General features: G+C 52.1%; 16 protein-coding genes and 1 pseudogene. 4 read left to right on the top strand and 13 right to left on the bottom strand.

The genetic code is table 11. The features are described from left to right. Positions 1 to 683: 683 nt before the first annotated feature. From ACE6ED_RS27625 to ACE6ED_RS27615, 3 genes are all read right to left on the bottom strand, one after another. Entirely contained in the window at positions 684 to 1,247 is a 564-nt protein-coding gene (locus ACE6ED_RS27625) for a GNAT family N-acetyltransferase (protein ID WP_410830671.1), read from the bottom strand. Positions 1,248 to 1,443: 196 nt separating this feature from the next. After that, positions 1,444 to 1,941: an acetolactate synthase small subunit gene (gene ilvN, locus ACE6ED_RS27620; protein WP_410830670.1), complete on the bottom strand. Its 498-nt coding sequence runs from the start codon at positions 1,939 to 1,941 to the stop codon at positions 1,444 to 1,446. 1 nt (position 1,942) lies between these two features. Next, positions 1,943 to 3,820 carry a thiamine pyrophosphate-dependent enzyme gene (locus tag ACE6ED_RS27615; RefSeq protein WP_410830686.1) on the bottom strand — a complete coding sequence of 626 codons (1,878 nt, stop codon included), beginning with the start codon at positions 3,818 to 3,820 and terminating at the stop codon, positions 1,943 to 1,945. Positions 3,821 to 4,068: 248 nt separating this feature from the next. Between ACE6ED_RS27615 and ACE6ED_RS27610 the strand changes: the two genes are divergently transcribed. Together ACE6ED_RS27610 and ACE6ED_RS27605 are read left to right on the top strand one after the other, a co-directional pair. Continuing rightward, positions 4,069 to 6,273, top strand: coding sequence for a helix-turn-helix transcriptional regulator (locus tag ACE6ED_RS27610; RefSeq protein WP_410830669.1), 2,205 nt, complete (start codon positions 4,069 to 4,071; stop codon positions 6,271 to 6,273). Between the two features lie 32 nt (positions 6,274 to 6,305). After that, positions 6,306 to 6,362: pseudogene (locus ACE6ED_RS27605) on the top strand (hypothetical protein); the annotation flags it as partial. Here ACE6ED_RS27605 and hcp read toward each other — a convergent pair. Further along, positions 6,359 to 8,053 carry a hydroxylamine reductase gene (gene hcp / locus ACE6ED_RS27600; protein ID WP_410830668.1) on the bottom strand — a complete coding sequence of 565 codons (1,695 nt, stop codon included), beginning with the start codon at positions 8,051 to 8,053 and terminating at the stop codon, positions 6,359 to 6,361. The pseudogene ACE6ED_RS27605 and the gene hcp sit on opposite strands and share 4 nt — an antisense overlap. A gap of 76 nt (positions 8,054 to 8,129) precedes the next feature. After that, positions 8,130 to 8,684 carry a flavin reductase family protein gene (locus ACE6ED_RS27595; protein WP_410830667.1) on the bottom strand — a complete coding sequence of 185 codons (555 nt, stop codon included), beginning with the start codon at positions 8,682 to 8,684 and terminating at the stop codon, positions 8,130 to 8,132. Positions 8,685 to 8,902: 218 nt separating this feature from the next. On the opposite strand from ACE6ED_RS27595, the gene ACE6ED_RS27590 reads away from it, so the two are divergent. Then, complete coding sequence (locus tag ACE6ED_RS27590) at positions 8,903 to 9,358, top strand: V4R domain-containing protein (protein ID WP_410830666.1); 456 nt, start codon at positions 8,903 to 8,905, stop codon at positions 9,356 to 9,358. A 227-nt stretch (positions 9,359 to 9,585) separates the two neighbouring features. Here the strand turns inward: ACE6ED_RS27590 and ACE6ED_RS27585 are convergent, their stop codons facing one another. Together ACE6ED_RS27585 and ACE6ED_RS27580 are read right to left on the bottom strand one after the other, a co-directional pair. After that, the gene (locus ACE6ED_RS27585; protein ID WP_410830685.1) at positions 9,586 to 10,854 is read right to left on the bottom strand and encodes an MFS transporter; all 1,269 of its coding nucleotides are present in this window, start codon (positions 10,852 to 10,854) and stop codon (positions 9,586 to 9,588) included. Between the two features lie 86 nt (positions 10,855 to 10,940). After that, entirely contained in the window at positions 10,941 to 12,083 is a 1,143-nt protein-coding gene (locus tag ACE6ED_RS27580; protein WP_410830665.1) for a cysteine desulfurase family protein, read from the bottom strand. Between the two features lie 104 nt (positions 12,084 to 12,187). Here ACE6ED_RS27580 and ACE6ED_RS27575 point away from each other — a divergent pair, with 104 nt between their 5' ends. Then, entirely contained in the window at positions 12,188 to 12,652 is a 465-nt protein-coding gene (locus ACE6ED_RS27575) for a GNAT family N-acetyltransferase (protein ID WP_410830664.1), read from the top strand. Between the two features lie 130 nt (positions 12,653 to 12,782). Here the strand turns inward: ACE6ED_RS27575 and ACE6ED_RS27570 are convergent, their stop codons facing one another. The 6 genes from ACE6ED_RS27570 to ACE6ED_RS27545 form a co-directional block, all read right to left on the bottom strand. After that, a complete protein-coding gene (locus ACE6ED_RS27570) occupies positions 12,783 to 14,759 on the bottom strand; it encodes a sucrose-specific PTS transporter subunit IIBC (protein ID WP_410830663.1) in 1,977 nt (658 codons plus the stop codon). 22 nt (positions 14,760 to 14,781) lie between these two features. Then, positions 14,782 to 16,251, bottom strand: a complete 1,470-nt coding sequence (locus ACE6ED_RS27565; protein WP_410830662.1) for a glycoside hydrolase family 32 protein — start codon at positions 16,249 to 16,251, stop codon at positions 14,782 to 14,784. A 218-nt stretch (positions 16,252 to 16,469) separates the two neighbouring features. Further along, positions 16,470 to 17,471, bottom strand: coding sequence for a LacI family DNA-binding transcriptional regulator (locus ACE6ED_RS27560; RefSeq protein ID WP_410830661.1), 1,002 nt, complete (start codon positions 17,469 to 17,471; stop codon positions 16,470 to 16,472). A 1,213-nt stretch (positions 17,472 to 18,684) separates the two neighbouring features. Then, positions 18,685 to 19,677, bottom strand: a complete 993-nt coding sequence (locus tag ACE6ED_RS27555) for a YiiG family protein (RefSeq protein WP_410830660.1) — start codon at positions 19,675 to 19,677, stop codon at positions 18,685 to 18,687. A gap of 1,183 nt (positions 19,678 to 20,860) precedes the next feature. Beyond that, the gene (locus tag ACE6ED_RS27550; RefSeq protein ID WP_410830659.1) at positions 20,861 to 21,328 is read right to left on the bottom strand and encodes a YybH family protein; all 468 of its coding nucleotides are present in this window, start codon (positions 21,326 to 21,328) and stop codon (positions 20,861 to 20,863) included. 251 nt (positions 21,329 to 21,579) lie between these two features. Continuing rightward, positions 21,580 to 22,199, bottom strand: a 620-nt coding sequence (locus ACE6ED_RS27545) for an alpha/beta hydrolase family protein (protein WP_458782642.1), incomplete at its 5' end; no start/stop codon positions are given.

Below are 22,199 nucleotides of genomic sequence, written 5' to 3'. Positions count from 1 at the left end.
CGCAAACTTACTTCGGCCATAACCTCATCGAAATCAACGCCAAAAAAGCCTTGAATAGACTCGCTGTCTTTTTATAGCGGGTTGCCAAACGCGGATGATTTTAAAAAGGCACTCATGCTTCAGATTTCATCCCAGATTTCCGCCTTTTATAGCCGCCAGCGAAAGTATGGGTACAAGTTTACGGACTCAGGAGGCCCTATTTGCTGATTATTCCGTGTTTTGGCAAAGTTGCGGACTCAGATGCACCTATTTACGCGGAGAAGCCACAGTTTGGATGTTTTCGGTGCGAATAACGGCACTGGAGTCCGCCAGGCCTACAAAAGCCCAAGAATTTCAGAAATAACTGCCGCTGGGTCCGCGAAAACCTCCGTATCGCGTTCTAAAGACCTCCGTATCGCGTTTTGTGGTAGTCCGCTGCGGGTCTATCACAGGAGAGGAATTCGTAGATCGATCTAGTAATAAACAGGTATAGATCCGGGTTGATCGCATTTCGCAACCCATCACTGAATCGTTTGACTGACCCTAATTTCCTTAATTTACAGTTTGCGTACACACCCTAGCCAACTAGGATAGGAGTTAGGTAGATGCAAACTTGACAAGGAAGCAAGCAAACTGAATAAGTGTTCCGGCATACTTAATTAAGGAATCCGCCAACTTAAGGGATCTGCCAACTCGAAAAAAGCCTACCGGCGACGGTAGGCTTTTTCATGAAATGCGGTGATATAGCGGAACAAAGCTTCCCCATCCTGCGCGGCTTGCTTCGCGCCTGAAGAGAGCGGAAGCAGCATGGCGCGGTAGGGCTCAGGAACCCACACATATTGATGAATGTAGGAGGTGAGCAGAAACCCTTGTTTTTGCCAAAACCGGATTCGTGCCTGATCCTCCTCCGTTCCGCCGGCTTCCGCTTCGATCAGAATGCCCTGGATTCCATAAGTTTCAACCGCCCATTCCCCGATCTGCCGCAAAAATTGCGTGCCGATGCCCTTGTCCCGGTCGGCAGCGCGTACCGCAAGGTAGTCGATCAGCAAAAGCGGCATCCGGGCTCCGCCAACTACGCCGGTAACCGCCATAGCCTCCAGCTCGCCGCAGCTCCATGCGGCATGCAGCACCGCCATTTGCTTGTCGATCATCTGTTTGATAATGTTGCGCGGCTTCGCCCCGTGCGGGAACGCCTGCTTGTATACCGGCTCCATTTTAAGCCACAGCGCCTCATCCCATTTATCAGCCGTCGTCATGGTGAGCAACATGAACTCTTCCCTTCCGGTAAGCATCTTATTGATGTTTTTCCGAATTATCTTATCAAGCCCTTTGCGGCAACGCAAATGCAGCGGCCGACGCGCGCGGTGCAGGGGGGAGGGACGAAATACGGAAGTGAGGGTTGTGTTTCAACTCATGCGGGTGCCTGTAGTCTCCTCCCGTATTACTCCCGTTTATAGCCGCAGGTCAATCACATGTCTGCGGGCAAAGGGACCGCTCGATCGACGTTTCGCCTGTGCGGGACAGCTCAAGGATGCCGTAAGGGCGGAACAAGCTGATTATAGCTTGAACCGCAGAGGATTCGCCTGCGGCTTCGACCGTCAGTGATTCACGTCCCACATCGACCACCCCGCAGTGAAAAGTTTCGGCAAGCGCCATAATCTCGGGCCGCTGAGCGGCTGTGGCGGACACTTTGATTAACGCCAGTTCACGGGAGATGGCATTGTTCCGGTTCAGCGGCTGAATCCGGATCACATCGACCAACTGGGACAGCTGATTAATGACCCGGTCCCGGTCGGCGGAAGTCCCATGCAGAGCCAGGGTGATGCGCGATATCCCTTCCTCGCCAGACGTTCCCACCGTAACGCTGGCCAGGTTGACTCCCCACCGGGCACACAGCCCTGTGATCCGCTGCAGCACTCCCGGCTGGTCACATGCCCAGACTGCGATCCAAAATCTGTCCATGTTATTGTTCCTCCCAGAGCATCATATCGCTTAACGATTTCCCCTGATGAACCATCGGCAGCACCAATTCTCCCGGGTCAATCATAAAATCGATCAGCACTGGCCCCGGAATGTTCAGCGCTTTGTTCCACATAGCTTCAGCCGCTTTAGAAGAGTCGGCGCGCAGACCGGGAATGCCGTAAGCTTCCGCCAGCTTCACAAAATCCGGGCTCCCGGCCAGATCGATATGGCTGCGGCGTCCCTCATAAATCAAGTCCTGCCACTGCCGGATCATGCCAAGCGTCTGGTTGTTCAAAACAACGACTTTTACCGGCAGGCCAAGTTCGGCGCAGACGGCCAGCTCCTGTGCGCACATCTGCATGCCTCCGTCGCCGTTGACCGACACGACGATCCGGTCAGGGCAGCCCGCCTGTGCGCCGATGGCGGAAGGCAGGCCAAATCCCATCGTACCCAGGCCGCCGGACGTAATAAAGCGGCGGGGCGCTGTAACCGCAGTAAACTGCGCCGCCCACATCTGATGCTGGCCCACATCCGTAGTAACAATCGCCTGTCCTTGCGTGGTGCGGGAGATCAGTTCAATTACGTATTGGGGTTTTAGTTTGTTGGCATTCCGGTCATAGGCCAAGGGATGAGCGGTTCGGAAGGCGCTTAGTTCCCGCAGCCAGGCATTAGTGCGGTACCATGGCTCTTTACAGGTGGTATGCCGCTGTGCAGACCCGGTTTTTTCCTTGTCCGCTTTTTCGCTGTCGTTCGCTTCTTCGCTGGCTTCCGGTTCATTCAGACGGACCTGCATCAACGCTTGGACCTCTTCGATCAACATCCGCAGCACAACCCTCGCGTCTCCACATACCGGGAGCTGGGTCGGCACCAGTTTGCCGATTTCTGCCGGATCGATATCGACATGAGCGATGATTGCATCCGGTGCAAACCCGTCAAGCCGCATGGTCACGCGGTCATCAAATCGGGCGCCCAAGGAGACTAGCAGATCACACCGGATCAGCGCCTGATTGGCGGCGTAAGTCCCGTGCATCCCCGGCATGCCGAGCCACAGTTCGTCGTCCGGCGGAAACACGCCAAGCCCGAGCAGGGTAGTGGTCACCGGGAGCCGGAGCAGATGCGCCAGCTCGGCCAGCTCCTCATGCGCCCCGGCGTGGAGAACGCCTGCACCTGCCAGAATCAGCGGTTTTTCCGCTTGAAGTAATGCTTCGCCAAGCCGCCGAACCGCTGTCTGGTCGGGTTCTGGTAAAGGAGAATAGCCGGGAACCGGAGCGTGCTTAGGGAGTTTCGGAGTCTCAGAAATCTCAGGAACGGTATACAACGCTTCAGCGGCTAAAATATCCGCGGGGATATCGATATGAACCGGCCCTTTTCGCCCGGTGGAGGCCAGATAAAAAGCTTCCGCCAGCGTACCGGCGAGCACTTCAATCCGGTGTACAAAATAGCTGTGTTTGGTTACGGGCTGCACAATGCCCGCGATGTCCGCAAAATCCTGATCCGTCGCCTTGCCAGTAGCGTCCTGGCCCAAAGGGACATTTACAGTAATGATGACCAGCGGCGCACTATCCATAAAAGCCGTGGCGATTCCAGTTACCAAGTCCGTTGCACCATACCCGGCGCTGCCGAAACACACCCCAGTTTTGCCTGTCGCTCTGGCGTAACCATCCGCCGCGTGAATAGCACCTTGTCCATGTCTTGTACAAATCCAGCGCAGCTTGGGATGACTGTCATGAAGAATGCGTGTTAAAAAGTCAGGTACAGCGGAGGCGGAAAACAAACATTCGACTTGGGCTTCTACCACAGCATGAAGCAGAATCTCAGCACCGCTGAGCCGGACCGGTTGTTCGTCTATCCTGGCAGCAGAGGAACGCTCAGACTGCATACCAAGGTCAACATTCCCGTGGCCGGATTCGCCATCCGACGGCGTTTGGGTTTGTCCAGCAGAGCGGACAGCAGAAGATAGGAGTGCCGAAGTCCTGCCGCCGTGGATTGTTGTTCGTGTCATTTTTAGTCACCCTTTCATTTTGCTATTTGCATCAACTGTACCATCAAGCACTGCGGCCAAGTACTGTCCAACCGGTTCGTTCCGTAGTATACTTTTGGATAAAATTAGGGTCCGGGGGGACGGCAATGAACGAATATAACCGCGGAGTACATCCAATCTGCCCGGACAGTGCCCAGCAATCCGGCGGATTTGAGACCATACGCGAAGCCATTGGAAGAGCACAGGCCGAACGTTTTGTCGGCCGGGGGTTTGAGCAGGCCTATTTCAGGCGGATGCTGAGGATGCCGGCTGACGGAGTCAAGCTGCTGAATCTGTCGGGAATTGGCGGCGTCGGTAAAAGTGCGCTCTTGGGCCGGTACCGGGAAATTGCCAGTCAGGAAAACGCCCTGTTTCTGCAAATCGACATGCGGGATAGCCTTGGCAGCCCCGCGAATTGGCTTACTCTGCTTGCTGCCCAGTTAGGGAGATACGGAACCGGCGAACCTGAGCTTGAAGCAACCGCCCTCCGGCTGCTCAACCAGGAAGCGACCGCCTGCAGAGTCGTTTTGGCGCTGGATCAATATGAACATGCGGGCAGCCTGGACGCCTGGCTGCGAGAGCATGTTTTTGGGTCCCTGCACACCGGGATTCTGATCGTCATCTCCGGCCGGGATCCGCTTGGCGGAGCCTGGACGCTGTCTCCTTTTTGGCGCAGATGGATTGTTGCGCTCCCACTGCATGATCTGACCTATCAGGAGACGATCGCTTATCTTCAGGGCTGGGGGATTGTTGACCGTGACCTTACCGACCAGTTATGGCTGCAGTGCTCGGGCCATCCGTTAGCCTTGTCCCTTCTGGCAGCGCTGAATCAGGCTCCACAAGGTCTCAGACGTCCGGAAAACAGCTCGGATACGCTGCAGGAGTTAATGCGTCACTGGCTGGCGGAGGTATCGGATGAAGACATCAGAGCGCTCGTTTATGCGGCTTCGGTGCCGCATTCCTTTGATCAGGAGCTGCTGTCAGCGATGACCGGCGGCGGCGTTGGCGCGCTGATGTTCGAACGGCTGATCGGCTTATCCTTTGTCCGCCGCAGTGCCGCAGGCTGGCAGCTGCATGATCTGGTACGTGAGACGGTCGCAGGTGAACTGCGGCTTCGGATGCCGGCAGCATTTGCTGCTTACCGTTTACGTGCCGTGGCGGTGCTGAGGCAGCGGATTTCAGCCGCTAGGCGCGCCGGCAGACAGCCTTCCCGTGAAGTGGCGGAGCTGCTGGGCCAGGTCGGCAATCCAGTGTTGCGCGCCCATTTTCGGCACAGCCGGGAGTCGGGGAACTACTGGGAAGAACTCCGGCCGGACACACAAAATGAGGCGGAAGCGTATATCGCCCGCAGATTAAGCTCCAGCGGCAGCGGGCATGTCGTATGTGCCGACCCTGAGTCCGGTACTTCGTTTAGATATCAGCTGTCCGCCGAGCAGATGCGCCTGCGGGTGCAGCTGTGGCAGCTGTCTGACGTGCATGCACAGCAGGGATCGGTCCGGCTGCTTCGTCACGCCGACGGCCATCTGGTGGGACTTGCGGCGCTGGTTCCCGTTACTCCGGCAACGATGCCGTATCTGCGGACGGCTCCATTGTCGTCTGCTTTCTGCCGGATTATGGAATGCATAGAGAACGGAGAGTCTTCCCGCGCTTGGTTTATCATGGGGATGGATATTTTCGATCCATCCGATTTGAAGCTGCGCTCCGATCTGGTGCACCTGCTGCTGGAATGGATGCTGGAAGGAGCGCTGCTGGTGGCTTCACCGCCGCCGCTGCCATTTTTCCGGGAGTCTTATGTGAATTTGGGGTTTACCCCGGTAGCTGGCGCAGAACACGGTGCCTATGGCGGGGATGCCGCTTCCGAGACATATCTGCTGGATACGAGAGGCGAAGGCCTGATCGATTGGTTGGAGCGGGTCACGGAGGACGAAACAGGTGAACAGGGGAGCGGGAATTCAAACTCAAACAATAGAGGGGGAGGAGCTGCTTCTGATCCAAGTCTGTCAATGACACAAGCGGCCCAACCAGCGAAACCAGACGTGACGCAAACAGCCCGACCTTGGGAAAAGGATGGCGGGGGGCGGTCTGGCGGTGAGGGTCATCTTTTTCCACTGACTCCCCGAGAAACGGAGGTAGCAGAGCTCCTGATTAACGGCCACACGAATAGTGAAATAGCCGCAAAGCTCTATATGAGCGAGTCCACCGTAAAAAAACATATCAAAACCATGCTGCAGAAAACCGGACTGAAAAACCGCACCCAGCTTGCCGCAGCGCTGCTGAACGGGAATAGTCAGGGTAATGGGCGGAACGCCTAACGCAATAAAAGCATCACCCAAGCCATAACGGTGTGGGTGATGCTTTTTCACTTCTATTAAGCCTCAATGAGCGCTTCCAGATCTGTTACGCTCCAATAAATGCTTCCAGATCCTCTTCAACACTTGAGATCCCGCCGATGCCGAAATTGTTCACCAGCACTTCTGCCACGTTAGGCGACAGGAAGGCGGGCAGCGTCGGACCCAAATGAATGTTTTTGACCCCAAGATGAAGGAGCGCAAGCAGGACAATCACCGCTTTTTGCTCATACCAGGCAATGTTGTAGACGATCGGCAGGTCGTTGATGTCGTCCAGGCCAAACACTTCCTTCAGCTTCAGGGCGATGACGGCAAGCGAATAAGAATCGTTGCATTGGCCCGCGTCCAGAACACGCGGTATGCCGTTGATGTCACCGAGTTCAAGTTTGTTGTATTTGTATTTGGCACAGCCCGCCGTCAGAATAAGCGTATCCTGCGGAAGCTGCCGAGCAAAATCGGTGTAATAATTCCGCGACTTCATGCGTCCGTCACAGCCAGCCATAACAACGAATTTGCGGACCGCGCCGGTCTTGACCGCATCAACCACTTGATCTGCTACATTCATTACTGCATTATGAGCGAACCCGCCGATGATTTCACCAGTCTCGATCTCTGTTGGCGGCGGGCAGGTCAACGCCTGTGCAATGACGGCCGAAAAATCCTTCGGACAACCCGGTTCGCCGTCCGGAATATGCTTGGCCCCGGGGTATCCCGTATTACCGGTGGTGTACAGGCGGTGCAGGTAGCTGTCTTTTGGCGGAACAATGCAGTTTGTGGTCATAAGGATCGGGCCGTTAAACGACTCGAATTCACTGGCCTGCTTCCACCAGGCGTTGCCGTAGTTGCCGTAAAAATGATCGAACCGCTTGAACGCCGGATAATAATGGGCGGGAAGCATTTCGCTGTGCGTGTAAACGTCGATGCCGGTTCCTTCGGTCTGCTTCAGCAGCTCTTCCAAATCCTTCAGATCATGACCGCTGATCAAAATCCCCGGCCGGCTGCCAACGCCAATCTTGACCTTCGTCATTTCCGGATGGCCGTAAGTGCCGGTGTTGGCTCCATCCAGCAGCGCCATCGCCGCTACGCCGTATTTGCCCGCTTCCAGATTCAGCTCCACCAACTGCTGCGCGTTTAAGGAGTCGTCAAGCGTGGCGGCCAGGGCGCGGCGCATGAACCGCTCCGTTTCAACGTCGGTATAACCCAGCTGGTAAGCGTGATACTGATAGGCGGCCATCCCTTTCAGGCCGTAGGTCAGCAGTTCCCGCAGCGAGCGGATATCCTCATTCGGGGTGGACAGGACGCCTACCGTCCGGGCTTTTGCATCAAAAGCTTCTTCTGAATCTGCATTCCACACGGCTGCGTCGTGGAGCGGGAGCGGCTGATGCAGGGCTTTTTCGCCCAAAGCGTTCAGGGCATGCTGCAGCTCCGTACGCAGTTCAAGCGCTTCCCGGATTTTATCGACAAAATAACGCCGGTCGAAATTCGCATTCGTAATCGTCGCAAACAAACCGTCCATTGTAAAGACGGACAGCCGGCGTTCCAGCTCGGCGGGCAAATCGCCTGCCTGCGAGAGCAGAGCCAATCCCTTAATCGTATAAACAAGTAAATCCTGCAGATTGGCGACATCATGCGGTTTGCCGCAGACGCCAACGATGGTGCAGCCTGTGCCTTTGGACGCTTCCTGACACTGAAAACAAAACATGGACGGCTCGGATGCCAGCCGGTTGGTTGTGCCGGTGTTCATATTTTTTTACCTCCTGGTTGGTTAGGGTGGGGCAAGCTAACTTTATTGGTTAGTTAAATTTGTAGGTTGGTTAACATTACAGGGGCGCTTGCACTTTGCTCAAGTAGCGGTAACCCCGCTTCACGCCGTCGCCTGCATACACAATGTTGTCCAGCATGGACGGTTTAAGCCGTTCCTGTTCATCCAACAGCTCCTGTGCAATCAGACGACCTTTGATCCGGGCCATAATGTGGGTGATGCCGGGAAACTCGGCGCTTTCCACAACTTCGGCTACCGAGCATTCTATCGATACCGGGCATTCCTCAATCAGCGGCGCGTTTACGTTGGCGGAAGGAACGGGCGTCAGCGGGATTTCATCAAATTTGTGTACGTCCCGTCCGCTCCGGGTTCCGCAGTAATCCATCGCTTCCGCCTGGGAAGCGGCGGCCAGGTTGACCACAAAATCCTTGACCTCTTTGATCTCGCCAACGGCATATCCTTTGGTGTTGAAGCCGAGCATCATCATGTCCTTCAGTGTGTAGGAAGAAGAAATGGGAGTAACGTTAGGGTGGCCGTTCCGGTCATAGTAGCTGATGAACACAACCGGAAATCCGTAATACATTTTTTCATAGTTGACTGCGATTTTGTCCAATGTCCTTGCCTCCTGAATTCGTCTTCCGCCCTTAAGCGGGCGTACGATCCGGGTGTAACCGGTATTTATTTTCCATAAAAAAGGATAAATCAGATCAGAGGTGCGCCTTGTGATTCCAGTCACAATTTGAAAATAATGTGCGCCAGATCACTCGTTTCCGGCGGGGGTGTGATACGATGAGGGCGTTTCAGTCAGAGTGAAAAAGGAGAGGAAAACGAATGAAAGAGACGTTTACCTATGAGGATATGAAATCCATTCAGCGGGACAAGCTGAGCCCGCAGGTGCCGCTGGAGCTGTTCCGCACGATCCGGCTGATCGGCATGCATCAAGCGCTTCCGATGGGCGGAAAAGGGACCACCCTGACAATTGGCCGCAAAATCGGAGAATCGCTGCCGGGGGAGTCGATTGAAGATATTTTGAAGCTGTTTGAAGAGCTGCAGATCGGGATTCCAAGCATCGTGTACCAGGACGAGGAGAAGCTGCGGATTGCGGTGGAGGATTGTTTTTGCAAAGGACTGCCGGTGCTGGATGAGAAAATGGTATGCGACCTGGAGGGTGCGATACTCGAAGGGGCAATCAATAAAGTTTCGGAGCGCAAGGTGATGGTCCGCGAGATTAAATGCAACGTAAACGGCGACGAGCACTGCGAATATGAGGTGCGGTTTAAGTTGTAATCAGCGTATAGTGTTTTTGATTACATAAATATAATTATGTTAACTTAATATATAAAAAGTTATTTCATACTGTTTTAGGTGACCTGGGGAAAACGTCAGCCGGCTTTGCGGTCGGCTTTGCGGTATGGTGAATATTGAAAAAACCGTTCCAGCCACCGAGAGAAGTATCTCCAGGGCTGAAACGGTTTTTTGTTAGTTGGGAGTGGGGGGAAACGTCCGTCTTACGTTTACCGTGAACGTTGTTCACTGGTGGAGCCGGACCGGACAGACCACAACACGATAGGAAGCAGCAGCAGTGCGGCCAATCCGCCCGATATGGACAAAAAAGAAAAGCTCGCCGCTCCCGCGATCATGCCGGAAGTTGCGCCGCCCGCAGCACCTGACAGGGCGACAAAGACATCGACGCTGCCTTGAACTTTGGCCCGGTTCGAAGGCGTGGTTGCATCCACGATCAGCGCCGTTCCGCTGATAAGCCCGAAATTCCAGCCAAGTCCCAGCAAAATCAGCGCGGCGGCGATGGCCCAAAATTCGTGAGTCGGTGCAAATGCCGCGGTTAGTCCTGCGGCAAGCAGGGTCAACGCCGCCAGCATTGCCATCCGGGTGCGGCCGATCCGGTCCACCCAGTAGCCAGTAACCAGCGAAGGGAGATACATTGCACCAACATGCAGGGCGATGACCCATCCGACAGCGTGTAAGCCGTGTCCCGCATGCTTCATATGTATCGGCGTCATGGTCATAATGGCCACCATCACAAGCTGGTTCAGCACCATTACGGTGGCTCCTACAGTTAAGCCCCGTGAGGATTTGCGGGAGGTTTCCGCAGGGGGGGAGGAGCCTTCAGGCTTGCCGCTCTCAGATGGGACGGCAGCAGTGGCTATGGACTTTGCCACAAGCAGCGGGTCCGGTTTGAGCCAGAGCATACAAATCAGCCCCGCGCAGATATAAGCGGCAGCGGCCAGCAGAAACGGACCCGTAAGCGGCGGCAAACCAGCAAATGCGGCCAGCCGCCCCGTCGGCTCCACCAGATTGGGACCCGCTACGGCGCCAAACGTGGTGGATACAAGCGCCATGCTTACCGCTTTGGCCCGGTTATCCGGTTCGGCCAGGTCGGTACCGGCATAACGCGCCTGCATATTCGTTGCTGCACCGGCTCCATACAGCAGCAAAAACAAGCAGAGCAGCGGCAGGCTGCCGGAAAGAGCGGCGAGGACGACGCCCACAGCGCCTATTCCGCCCGTAATAAAGCCTGCTGCTAAACCGGTCCGCCGGCCGTTCCGCTGGGAAAGGCGGCCGACCAGAAGCGAAGCGGCGGCAGAGCCGATTGTAAATACAGCGGTTGGCAGTCCGGTCAACCGGTCGTTTCCGGTCATCTCCTGTGCCAGCAGGGCGCCAACGGTGATGCCTGCGGTCAGTCCGGCCCCGCCGAACACCTGGGAGATGGCCACCGTAAGCAGTGTTCGCCGGTGAAGCTGCTGCCGCCGTATAGGGTCGGCGATATAAGGCGCGTAGGCAGCGGCTTCCCGGGCTTGTTTTGCAGCGGACTTGTGTTCTGCAGCGGGTTTACGCTTCTCCGTCGGTAAGGTCACTCCGTAACCCCCAAGGAACGCTGCTGGCCTGCCGTCAAAACTGTGTCAAGCTGACTCAGCACGCCGTCAATTTCCTCGCGGGTTGTGTACCGTCCAAGGCTGAAGCGGATTGCAGCCCGTCCCGCGGGTTCGCTAACGCCCATAGCGCTCAGCACTGGCGACATTTCCGTCGTCCCTGAATGACAGGCGGAACCTGTCGAAGCGGCCACCTCCTGCAAGGAGCCGAGCAGCTGCTGCCCGTCTGTTCCGAGAATACTCAGATTCAGGGTGTTCGGCAGCCGCTGCTCAGGGTGGCCATTCAGCTGAAGCCGTCCCCCATACCGCCGCTGCAGTTCACCGTAAAAGTAAGCGGCCAACTCGCCCACAGGTGCGGAATCGGTGCGGGCAGCAAGCTCGCAAGCGGCGCCAAGGCCGGCGGCGAGCAGCACATTTTCCGTCCCGGCACGTCTGCCTTGCTCATGTCCCGCGCCGTGGATCAATGGCTCAAGCCGTTGTCCGCCGGCCAGGTACAGTGCACCGATTCCTTTTGGCGCGTATACTTTATGCCCCGCAAGCGTTAGCGCATCGACTCCCAGCTCCTGGACATTCAGCGGCACTTTACCTGCAGACTGCGAAGCGTCCGTATGGAAAAAGACGCCGCGGCTGCGGCATAACCTGGCGATGTCCCGGATTGGCTGCAGCGTTCCCGTTTCATTGTTGGAATGCATGACGGTGACCAGGATCGTTTCAGGCGTAAACGCCCGCTCCAGCTCATCCAGATCAACGGCACCATAGCGGTCGACGGGCAGGTAGGTGACCCGGTATCCGTTTTTCTCAAGGAAACGGCACGGATTCAGCACGGACGGATGTTCGATCACCGTTGTGATGATGTGGCGGCCTTTCGGCTTAAAGGTTAATGCAGCTCCTTTTATCGCCATATTGTTGGATTCGCTGCCTCCGCTGGTAAATACGATTTCGGAAGACTCAGCATGCAGCATCCCGGCTACCTGCCCGCGGGCGTGCTCCAGCGCTTGTTTCGCCGAGCTTCCCAGCCGGTGACTGCTTGAGGGGTTGCCAAAATCGCCGTACAGGTACGGCAGCATCGCTTCCGCTACAGCGGGATCGATCGGAGTGGTTGCGTTATAATCAAGATAAATCAATTCAGCAGGCCTCCCATTCCATGTTGTCTGTAGAATACAGGAATTGTACGGGGCCATCTGTACAGTTGTCAATTGAAATCGAGAGAGGAGAAACGGGGGATTTAATGAATACAAACCTAGTTACATTTAGAGAAGCGACCCTTCAAGACCTTAACAAAATTGTGTATCTGCTTTCACACGATGTTTTAGGAAAGACAAGAGAAGTGTACACTGAGCCTCTGCCGGAACGTTATATAACAGCCTTCCAAGCCATTAACTCAGACCCCAATAACAAACTGATTGTGGCTTGTTACGGCGAAGAGGTGGTCGGTGTCCAGCAGGTTACCTTTACTCCATACCTTACTCATCAAGGAGGATGGAGAGCTACTATTGAAGGGGTTCGTGTCGAATCATCGGAACGCGGAAAAGGCGTAGGATCCATGTTAATCGGTTGGGCCATTCAACGCGCGAAAGAGCGCGGGTGTCAAATGGTGCAGCTTACGACAGATAAGCAGCGACCCGAAGCGCTTCATTTTTATGAAAAATTAGGGTTTAAAGCAACACATGAAGGATTGAAATTACACCTATAGATGGAAATTTGATTGGGATGGCTGTTGAATGAACGGGAATAGCGGAGTAGGTAGCACAAAAAAACAGCGGCAGTTTTGGACTTTAATTGTTTGGTCCTTGGCTGCCGCTGTTGTCATTTTCATTTCTAAGCTAAGCTTTCATTACTTCTGCTGTAATAACTGTTTCCTGACCGGCTGTTACCGGGCCTTCATGGGAAGGCAGAACTTGTTCTACACCGTCCAACCCGGAAGGGACGAGCACAGGGGTTATTAACGGCAGTCCCGCTGCCTGAATTGCCTCCATATCAAACTCGATCAGAAGCTGGCCTTTGGTCACCTTGTCTCCGGTATTTACGAAGGTTTTGAAGCCGTTGCCTTTTAAAGAAACTGTATTAATTCCAATATGGATCAGCAGCTGAACGCCGCTTTCATGCTCCAGAATGACTGCGTGCTTGCTTTTGTCCATCACATGGGCGACGGTTCCGTCAAAAGGCGCAAAGGCCTTTCCTTCGGCAGGCTCAATCGCAATGCCTTCTCCCATATGCTTGCCGGCAAAGGCTGGATCCGGTACTTCCGTAAGCGGAACCGCCTTACCTGTAATCGGGGAAGGAATACCAAGCACTTGCAGGATGCCGGGAGCAGGTTCCGATTTTAGTTCCGTTATATCCGTCACAGTAACAGTTGCAGTGTTGGCTGCTGCTAATGCCGCTTCTTGTACGGCAGGGGATTCTTCTTCCACCTGCAAACCCTCGTTTTTGTAACCGAACATCCACGTGAGCACAAAAGCGATGGCCATTGCCACACCGTGCGACAAAAGATACAAAGGCAGCTGGCTGTTCAAATACAGCAGGGTGCCGGGGATAACGGTGACGGACATGCCTGTTCCCGCCAGGTGAAACAGGGAAGCGAGGAAGCCGCCGACCGCTCCGCCGATCAGACCCATGATAAATGGTTTCATATAACGCAGATTCACACCGAAAATCGCAGGTTCGGTAATGCCCAAAAACGCCGACATCGAAGACGGGAGGGCAAGGGCCTTCAGCTTCTTGTTTTTGGTCTTCAGGCCAACGGCAAGACACGCCGCTGCTTGTGCTGCCATCGCTGCGGAAATCATGGCGTTAAACGGATTGCTGCCATTTTGCTCGAGCAGCTGGATCTCCAAAAAGTTAAAGATATGATGCACACCCGTAACCACAATAATCTGATGCAAAAAGCCGATAAGCAAACCGGCGATGCCGAACGGCAGATTCATTACGGCCATCGTGCCGTGAAGCACCCATTCTTCAAGGGAATGAAAGACCGGGCCAATCGCGAACAGTCCCAGGGTGATCATCACCAGCAGAGTGATAAACGGCGTCAGGATCAGGTCAAGCGCATCCGGAATTCGCTTTCGCAGAAATTTTTCAAATTTCGCGCCAAGCAAACCGACAAAGAACGCAGGCAGGACCGAACCCTGATAACCAACAACTGGAATAAAACCGAACATCGTAAGGGCTTCTGCGGATCCGTTGGCAACACTATATGCGTTGGGAAGCGCCGGATTCACCAGCATCAAGCCCAGGACAATTCCGAGAACCGGACTCCCCCCAAAGACCCGGAACGTCGACCAGGCGACCAGCGCAGGCAAAAAGGCAAACGCCGTATCCGTCAACACTTGGGTGAACAGCAGGAAATTCGGCGAAATCTCATCGGCGGTCATTCCGAACCATTCCAGGATTTGCGGCTGCGTCAGCAGACCGCGCAGACCCATAAACAGACCGGTGGCAACCAGCACGGGAATGATCGGCACAAATACGTCACCAAATGTGCGGATGGCGCGCTGGAAGGCGTTGCCCTGTTTTTTACCCTGACCCTTCAGATCCTCAGTAGAGGTGCTTTCCAATCCGAGCTTCTCCACAGCCTCAAACACCCGGTTTACCGTACCCGTGCCAAAAATAATCTGATATTGGCCGGAGTTAAAAAATGCGCCTTTGACCTTATCGATATTTTCAACCTGCGGTTGGTTGATTTTTTCCTTGTCGTGAACCATGATACGCAGACGTGTCGCGCAATGGGCAAAGGAGGCGATGTTTTGCTTGCCGCCCACCGCGTCAACGACTTCTTTGGCGATTTGCTGATAATCGGACATTGCGTTTGTTCCCCTCTCTATCCTAAAGATCCCATTTGATTACATTAAAATTGGCGTTGCCGTTATTGGAAAACAACCGGATCTCCCGGCTCTCCGGACTGGGAAAAATGCGGCTGGTGAACACTTCTTCTCCGTCATTTACAAAAATCTCGACCGAGGAGGTATCGGCGAACAGATGCCATGTAATGGTGTCCGCCTCAAAATTGCACCGCCGGACATTGCCATTCACTTCATTCAAAGCTTCTCCGGATAAGGAGCGGTCTAAAATGATTTTTTTGTTGATGCTGTCGTACTGCAGCACCGTTTTCTCCTGGTCTCCGGCACGAAATTCGATCCCAAACGAGTCCGCATCAAAGTCTGTGACTTCACAACACAGCTCATAAGCGGTGCCATCGAACCCGTTCAGCCGTTGGGTTTGATTGTTCAAGGACAGCTGGGCGGTGAGCTGGTTTTTGCGGAGCTTGGCGAGTTCCGGAACCGGCTGTTGAATCAGCTTCCCGCTGCGGAGTGTCAGTTGACGGGGAAGGGTCAGACAGCCTGACCACTCGTGTGCGTCCGTGGGGTACTCCACATCAGGCAAACCCATCCAGCCTACAAGCAGCCGGCGTCCATCCGGCGCTTCCATGGTTTGAGCGGCATAGAAATCAAATCCACGGTCCAGCTCCTCAAACGGCCCATGCCTGAATTCCCCTGTAGCCGTGTTGAGAGGTGACCCGGTGAGGTAACCCGTCTGATAAATATTGTGGTATTGGTCTCCCTCAGCAGCCAGACCTTGCGGGGAAAACAGCAGCACGCCCTGGTTGTCCAACTCAAAGTAGTCTGGGCATTCCCACATATAGCCGAATTCGGGCAGGCTTGTTTTGATTTCTCCTTTAAAGTCCCAGTGGATTAGATCCTTTGATTGATAAAATACCGCACAGCCGGTTTGGTTCGTCCGCTGAGCCCCTAATATGCAGAAGTATTCATCGCCGTTTTGCCAAACCTTCGGGTCCCGGAAATGATCGGTATAACCCGGAGGCACGGAAGGGATAACCGGCTGGTCCCGCTTGGTGATGACGTCATCTCCATCCATATAGGCGAGGCACTGGTAGGGGTGTCTTACCCAGTTCTCGTCCCGGGTGTTGCCGGTATATAGGAGATGAAGCCGGTGATCTTTGATGATCGCGCTCCCAGAGTAGGCGCCATGCGAATCAAAAGGGCCGCCAGGCACTAGAGCGGTACCCATATCGCGCCACTCCGCCAAATCAGCCGATTTTAAATGATACCAGTGTTTCATTCCATGCTCGGCACCAAACGGAAACCACTGATAAAACAGATGATATTCTCCCTGGTAGTAGGAGAAGCCGTTAGGATCGTTCAGCAGTCCGGTAGGGGGCTGAATATGATAACTTTGCCGCCAAGGACTTTGACTAACGATTTCCCGCAGCCGTTCGAGTTCGCCATGCTTGGCTTGATCCAGGAGCCTGTACTTGTCTTCTTTTGTCATTTTCATTGCTGGTTCTCCATTTTGTTGAATTATCGGCCTTTGTTAAATGGCCTGCAGTCGGCGGAACCGGTTCCACGCCGATCAAAAATAATAGGCGCTGGAAAACGCCGTGATAAAAGTGAAAGGGCACCGGAACAGAAGCAAACACCGGAACCGGTTCCAGTTAAAGCGAAAATAGATCCGGTCCATCTCTCTTGTCGAAGGTGGAACCGGTTCCTGTATGACTATAATAGTGGATGAGAGGATAAATTGTCAACGCTTTCTCGTTCAATTAATTCAACATCCATGATGGTAAGCGGGGGGACCGGCTTGTCCAGCACCAAATCGATCATGCTGCGGGCGGCCTGCTGGCCGGCTTGGAAATAGCGGTATTTTACCGTAGTCAGCGCCGGGTGGATGATTTCTGTAATATCGTAACCCCCGAACCCTGTGACGGATAAATCCTCAGGAATGCGGATGTTCTTCATATGCGCAGCCTTCAGAACACCTAATGCGATGTTGTCAGTGGCACAAACGATGACGGAGGGGAGTGGCGCCTCAAAAATCTGCGCGGCCGCGGCAACGGCCTCCGACATTTTAAAACTGGTCTCGTAATAACGCGCGTTACAGCCGGTGCAGGCAGCCAGCGCGGTCTGAAAGCCTTTTTTTCTGCGGATGCCGACGGCTTCATCTTTTTCCGTAACCCCTAAATAGACAATGTTTCGGTGGCCTTTAGCCAAAATGTGCTGGCCCATCAAATACCCGGCCTGATCGTCATTGTGCACCAAGCTGTACAGCCGGTCATGCTGCTGTCCTACCAGGATAACGGGAATATTGATTTCCTTGATCGCAGTGAGATGAGCCGGTGTAACTTGGGCGGCGAGCAGGATAATTCCCGATATTTTTTGTCTGGCAAAGTCATATATGGCTTCAATTTCACGGTCAATGTCCTGATTGGCATTGGCGATTTGCATTTGATAATGTGCAGCACGTAGCTCTTCGTCGATCCCCATAAGTGTCTGGGACGTTGCAAAAGAATCCAGCCGGGGAACAACCGTCCCGATAATAGTGGTTCGCTTGGCTTTTAAACTTTGCGCGAAAGTATTTGGAACATAATTTTGTTCCTTAATAATGTGCTCAATTTTTTGCCGGGTCTGTTCGCTGACGGGTCCGCCGTTAAGGTAGCGGGAGACCGTACTTTTAGCAACCCCGGCCATTTGCGCGATGTCGGATATCGTCTTGATCATATTTTGCTCCCTTGAAAGATTGAATCGGATACAACAGTTCTTTTCTTATTATACTGTGTGTAAAGGAACGAGGCGAATTTGATTTGGAAGGGATGGTTGTGAGATGGTTAGGTGATGATAAAGATTAAGTTATTATAAATGTGGTAAAGATGAGGTGATGATGAAGTGAATAATGAAGTGAAGGATGAAGTGAATAATGAGATGAAGATAGTTATATAGTGATTAAGATGCGTGAAGAAAAGATATAGTGATAAAATTCACAATGTAGGAGAAGGAAAGGGGAAAAAGTAATGCGATAAGTGGATTGTGGATCAGGGATATAATAGCCTGATTTCTGATTGATAACTGATAACATAATATTATATATAAATGATGGCTAATCAGAATAATGAACATCAATAATGGCTGATAAATGATAAAAAATGATAAATGGATAATGAATGTAATGATATTTATAAATGAACTGGATGATTGCAATACGATGATGATTACGATAATGACGATGATAATGACGATGACGATATTGAAGAAACGCATTTTCAGTTTAAAATGAATTTGAACTCTGGTTAAGTTAACAAAGCTCAAGCGATCAAGCTGCACATTTGAAAGTTAGAACAAATGATTATGCTAATAGGCACAAAAGTGGCCGGTTAATAGCCGATTCAGTTATTTAACTTACTACTTCCTCACAAAACCCGTATTTTGTACATATGTCAATGTATCGATTTAATGCCCCCTATAACGATTGCATAAACCTTTTAAAAGATTAATTCGATAATGAATGAAAAGAACTGTGATTATCCTCTAATAAGATTTCTTAATTACTCCCCTCTTATGTATCTCAAAGGCCATTTTGAGGAGTAATAGTCTTCAGTATCTCCGTTTTTTTGTTTGTATTCCTTTTTTTCAGAAAAGAGTTTTCAATTTTGCCGGTTCACTCTGCACCAATTTTTTTCTTGTCCTTAATACTGAATTTGCGTGACATATATTTCACGCAACCGCTAAATCTCTGGAGACACGCAGCTGGTCCTTTCTGCTAATTTTGTCAGCACCTCACTTCAAGTTACGAAATCCGCAATATCAACTACAGATTCCGTGTCTTACCCGTTTGAAGCAAGATGTTTATCTTTACGCAAAAAAATTAAAGCAGAGCCGCCAGCACCAGTATCGGAGCGGGCAGCTCTACTTTATTTGCTACATCAGTAAGCGCACTCTAATTCATTTCATTATATCGTTCGACTGCCTTGCTTAGTAGGTAATTGAAGTTCTCAGGTGTACCATCCGTAGTGTGCAGGAACTGGCCGCTCAGGTCTGAATCAGATACGGGCACCTTCTTATTGATGCGTTCAATGATTTTTGAAGCGGCCGCTTTGGCCTCTGTGGCTGAATGAACATAGTTCTCGATACTGAAGCTGTTAATCCCTTCTTTTTGAATACGTTCCTTGTCTTTTGAGATGGTCATGAGCGCATTCAGATCTGCGGTCATGATGTCGTATTTGGCTTTAAACTTAGTCATATCAAGCTGCAGCACATTGCCGGCAGCGATTCCCTGCTCATCCATTTCAATGGCTGTAGCCTCTGCATCTATCATGAATTTTAAGGCATTATACCTGATCTGCTGGTCTGCATCCTTGAGTTTTTGCAGTTCAGCCTGTCGCTGCTCGTTACCCAATTTTTGCAAAGCTATGAAGTATTGGTTGGCGACAGTCTCGTAAGCGAGGTTGGCATTTACCAGCTTGGTATGCAGCTGTTTTCCTTTTGCGAAATCATCATCCACGTAGCCTCTTGTATCATAGTAGGCTTTCATTTCATCCAGAATAGACAACAATTCTTTGATGACTGGTGTCAGTTTGGTCACCACAGGGTCTGCGTTCGCAAAAGCAGGTTGGCTTGAGGTATATCCGTTCGCTTTATCAACAACTTCACGCTCGGTTTCGGCAACGCCGAGCATAATGAAGCTGAAGTTCTTCTCGATGACAGGCTGCGTATCCACTCCGAACTTCTCGAAATAATGAACCAGCACCTCATTAATACTACCTGTCATCAAGTTATTCAGCATCACATACGCATTGTATTTCTCGATCTCTTTGCTCTCGCTGGACGTAATGCCTGCAGGGGCTTGATCCCTGGTGGATGAAACGGAAGAACAAGCGGACAACATTGCAACTAACAGGATAATGGCGATAACGAATGATAGCTTTCTCAAAATAGCGGCTCCTCCGACTGAGTAATTAAACGTGCTTTTCTTAGAACAACATCTATTTAATTTTAAAATGATTTTGTGTTCTGGTCTTGAGACTTGAGTAGCAAAAACGTTAAAAGTCACCGCTCTTGGCAAGAACTAGTAATTAAAAAGCTAAGAATCTGCTAAATAAAAAGCCTAGAGAATCTAATAGGCTTAGTTAACTATGATAAGCCGGAACTGCCTATCTATGGATTAGCTGAACACTAGTGTACCATCTGTAAGGTCACAGTTTGCAAGCTAACCTTTCATAATGTAATGTCCTTCTGATCAAGAGATGCCACATAAAAAGCGGCGCTAGGCACGGGCTTTTATGGGATTATGTTCTTTTCACCAATAGGCATACATTATACTTAGATGTTCGTAGGAATTATTTTATAAGTTGCATTTTGGCTCCTTCACTGCCCTACTCTTATGGTATACAGCATGCAATTTTACTCAACTGAAGGAGCTCTTCCAAAGCCGGCCAGCGCCTAGCTAGCGCGCTTCAAGATGGCTGATGTCCTGCAGTTATGGCAGTATATTCTTCCCTGGTTGCTGGGCTCCAGGAGTGCAGATGCCCACGGCTCCGTTTGATCGATCTGCACAGCAACAGCTACAGACAGTTCATCCGCAAAACGGCTGCCGACAACGCTGCAAGGTGAACCGTGAGGTATATGGCTTGCGTGCTGAGCTCCGGGAGTGCGGATGCTTAAGGCTCCGGTTGATTCATCTACAGGGCAGCAATTGCAGGAAGCTCTTCCGGATCCGCCTGCCGGCGCCCTTGAGGATGGTTAGCCTGGCTGCGCGGGACGAGTCCTCACGGCCCTAGTTAATCAATCAGCAGAGCAACGGCTGTAAGAGTTCTTCCGGAACCGCCACCCTATACTCCCCAGAATGGCCAACCTGGCTACTCGTTTAATCGTGCAGTTCCACCGTAGGGACCGTATCTCGAAGAGCACCTGCAGGTCCTTTAAACTCAAATATTGAGTAGGCTGTCAGAGAATTTGCCTTAGAGTTTCTGCGTTTCTGCCTATTAGGACTCTTGCCGCGATAATCGGACTAAGTTCTTGTCCTCGACTCGGGACAAGAACTTAGTCCGATAAAACAAAAAAGCCGCTATAATAGCGACTTTCAATAACACAATGTTTCTGTCCTCCGGCACAGCTTAATTTTCTTTTGCCAATTCAGCAAAAATAGCCTGTACACTTTTCATCAATTCCGGTACTTGCGCAAAAGACCAATGATTATGAATGATTCTCCACTCGCCTTTAATAAGTTGATAAACTTGGGTGCAATGCCAAAGTGGTAAGGGTAACACCTTTCCATTTTTCCCTTGTATATGGTTAAGGAGATTATAAGTTAATACTGCCATATCCTCTCCATTACTTACTACAACTTTTTCATTATAATATTCAGATTTCACAATCGGAAATTCTTTATAGGGAAAATTAGGTTCCAAATGTTTTCTAACTTCTTCACGACTCTGAAACATGCTGGGAATACCGGGATCTACAAAAGTGACGTCATCGATATAACAATCTAAAAAACCAAAAAAGTCTCCTTCGTTCCAACGCTCATTAATTGTTTTTTCATTTTTTATTATCTGGTCAATGATAGCTTGCTTATTACTCATCGTTTTACCTCTTTCGTTTTATTTATTCTCGTGAAGGTGATTTGATAATATCGGATGCGCCGTAGCATAATTTGAAAGCCCCCTTGTTTTCACTTAGTTAAAAAAGGGCAGAAATTAAGCACGCCGCCAGCATTCGTCCGTAGCCTCTGGTGACAACCCGCTTCTTCAATTTCTCATGTGCTGCCGGCGGGGCCTCCGGCGCTGCTAAGTGAGTTGGATCGGTACGTGTCCCCGTGCGCATTTGGGTCAGTTCAGGGCCGTTCAATGCCCGCGAAGATGCGCAGGACTTCGGCCGCATGGCCGGTGGGATCGAATGGCGGGTTGCCGATCCCATGTGTGATAGGTTCCGTAGTCACAGGGTTCCAAAGACGGCCGTGGTTACCTGCGGCGAAGTCGAGAAGTGCGTCGCGGACGAAGGTGTCCCGGATGGCTTGCTCGTCGCTATGTCGAGGGCGTTGCTGGCCGACGATGCCGTACATCTCCGTGCCATGTACGGCCGGCGCACCCTCGACAGGGCCAACGGAGAGCAGGTAGGCGTTGCCGCCTGCAGCGGCGTGGGCGAGCGCTGCCCGTGCGGCGGGTAGGGTATAGATGTAGTCGGTCAAGAGCGCCCCGCGTACTTCGACCGGAGTACGTCCGTTGACGTCGTAGGCGGCGACGATACTCCGAGCACGGCTTCGAGGGATCCGCGACTTCGTTACCAGCTCGTCAACAAGGTTGTCGATGCTGCCCGGGTCGAACTGCTCGGTCGCGTTGATAACCCACCAGTCTACCTCGTTCGTCGCCGTGCTAAAGAGAATATCGACGTTGCGGTGACGCCCAGATTCGAGTACTCGCAGCGGCGTGTCGGCGAGAACGCTACCGGTCTGAA

The sequence above is a fragment of the Paenibacillus nanchangensis genome (assembly GCF_046543445.1).
In the GTDB taxonomy this organism is placed as follows: domain Bacteria; phylum Bacillota; class Bacilli; order Paenibacillales; family Paenibacillaceae; genus Paenibacillus_AQ; species Paenibacillus_AQ nanchangensis.
Note: the sequence above shows the minus strand (reverse complement) of the source record. Positions and strands in the feature narration are given on the sequence as shown.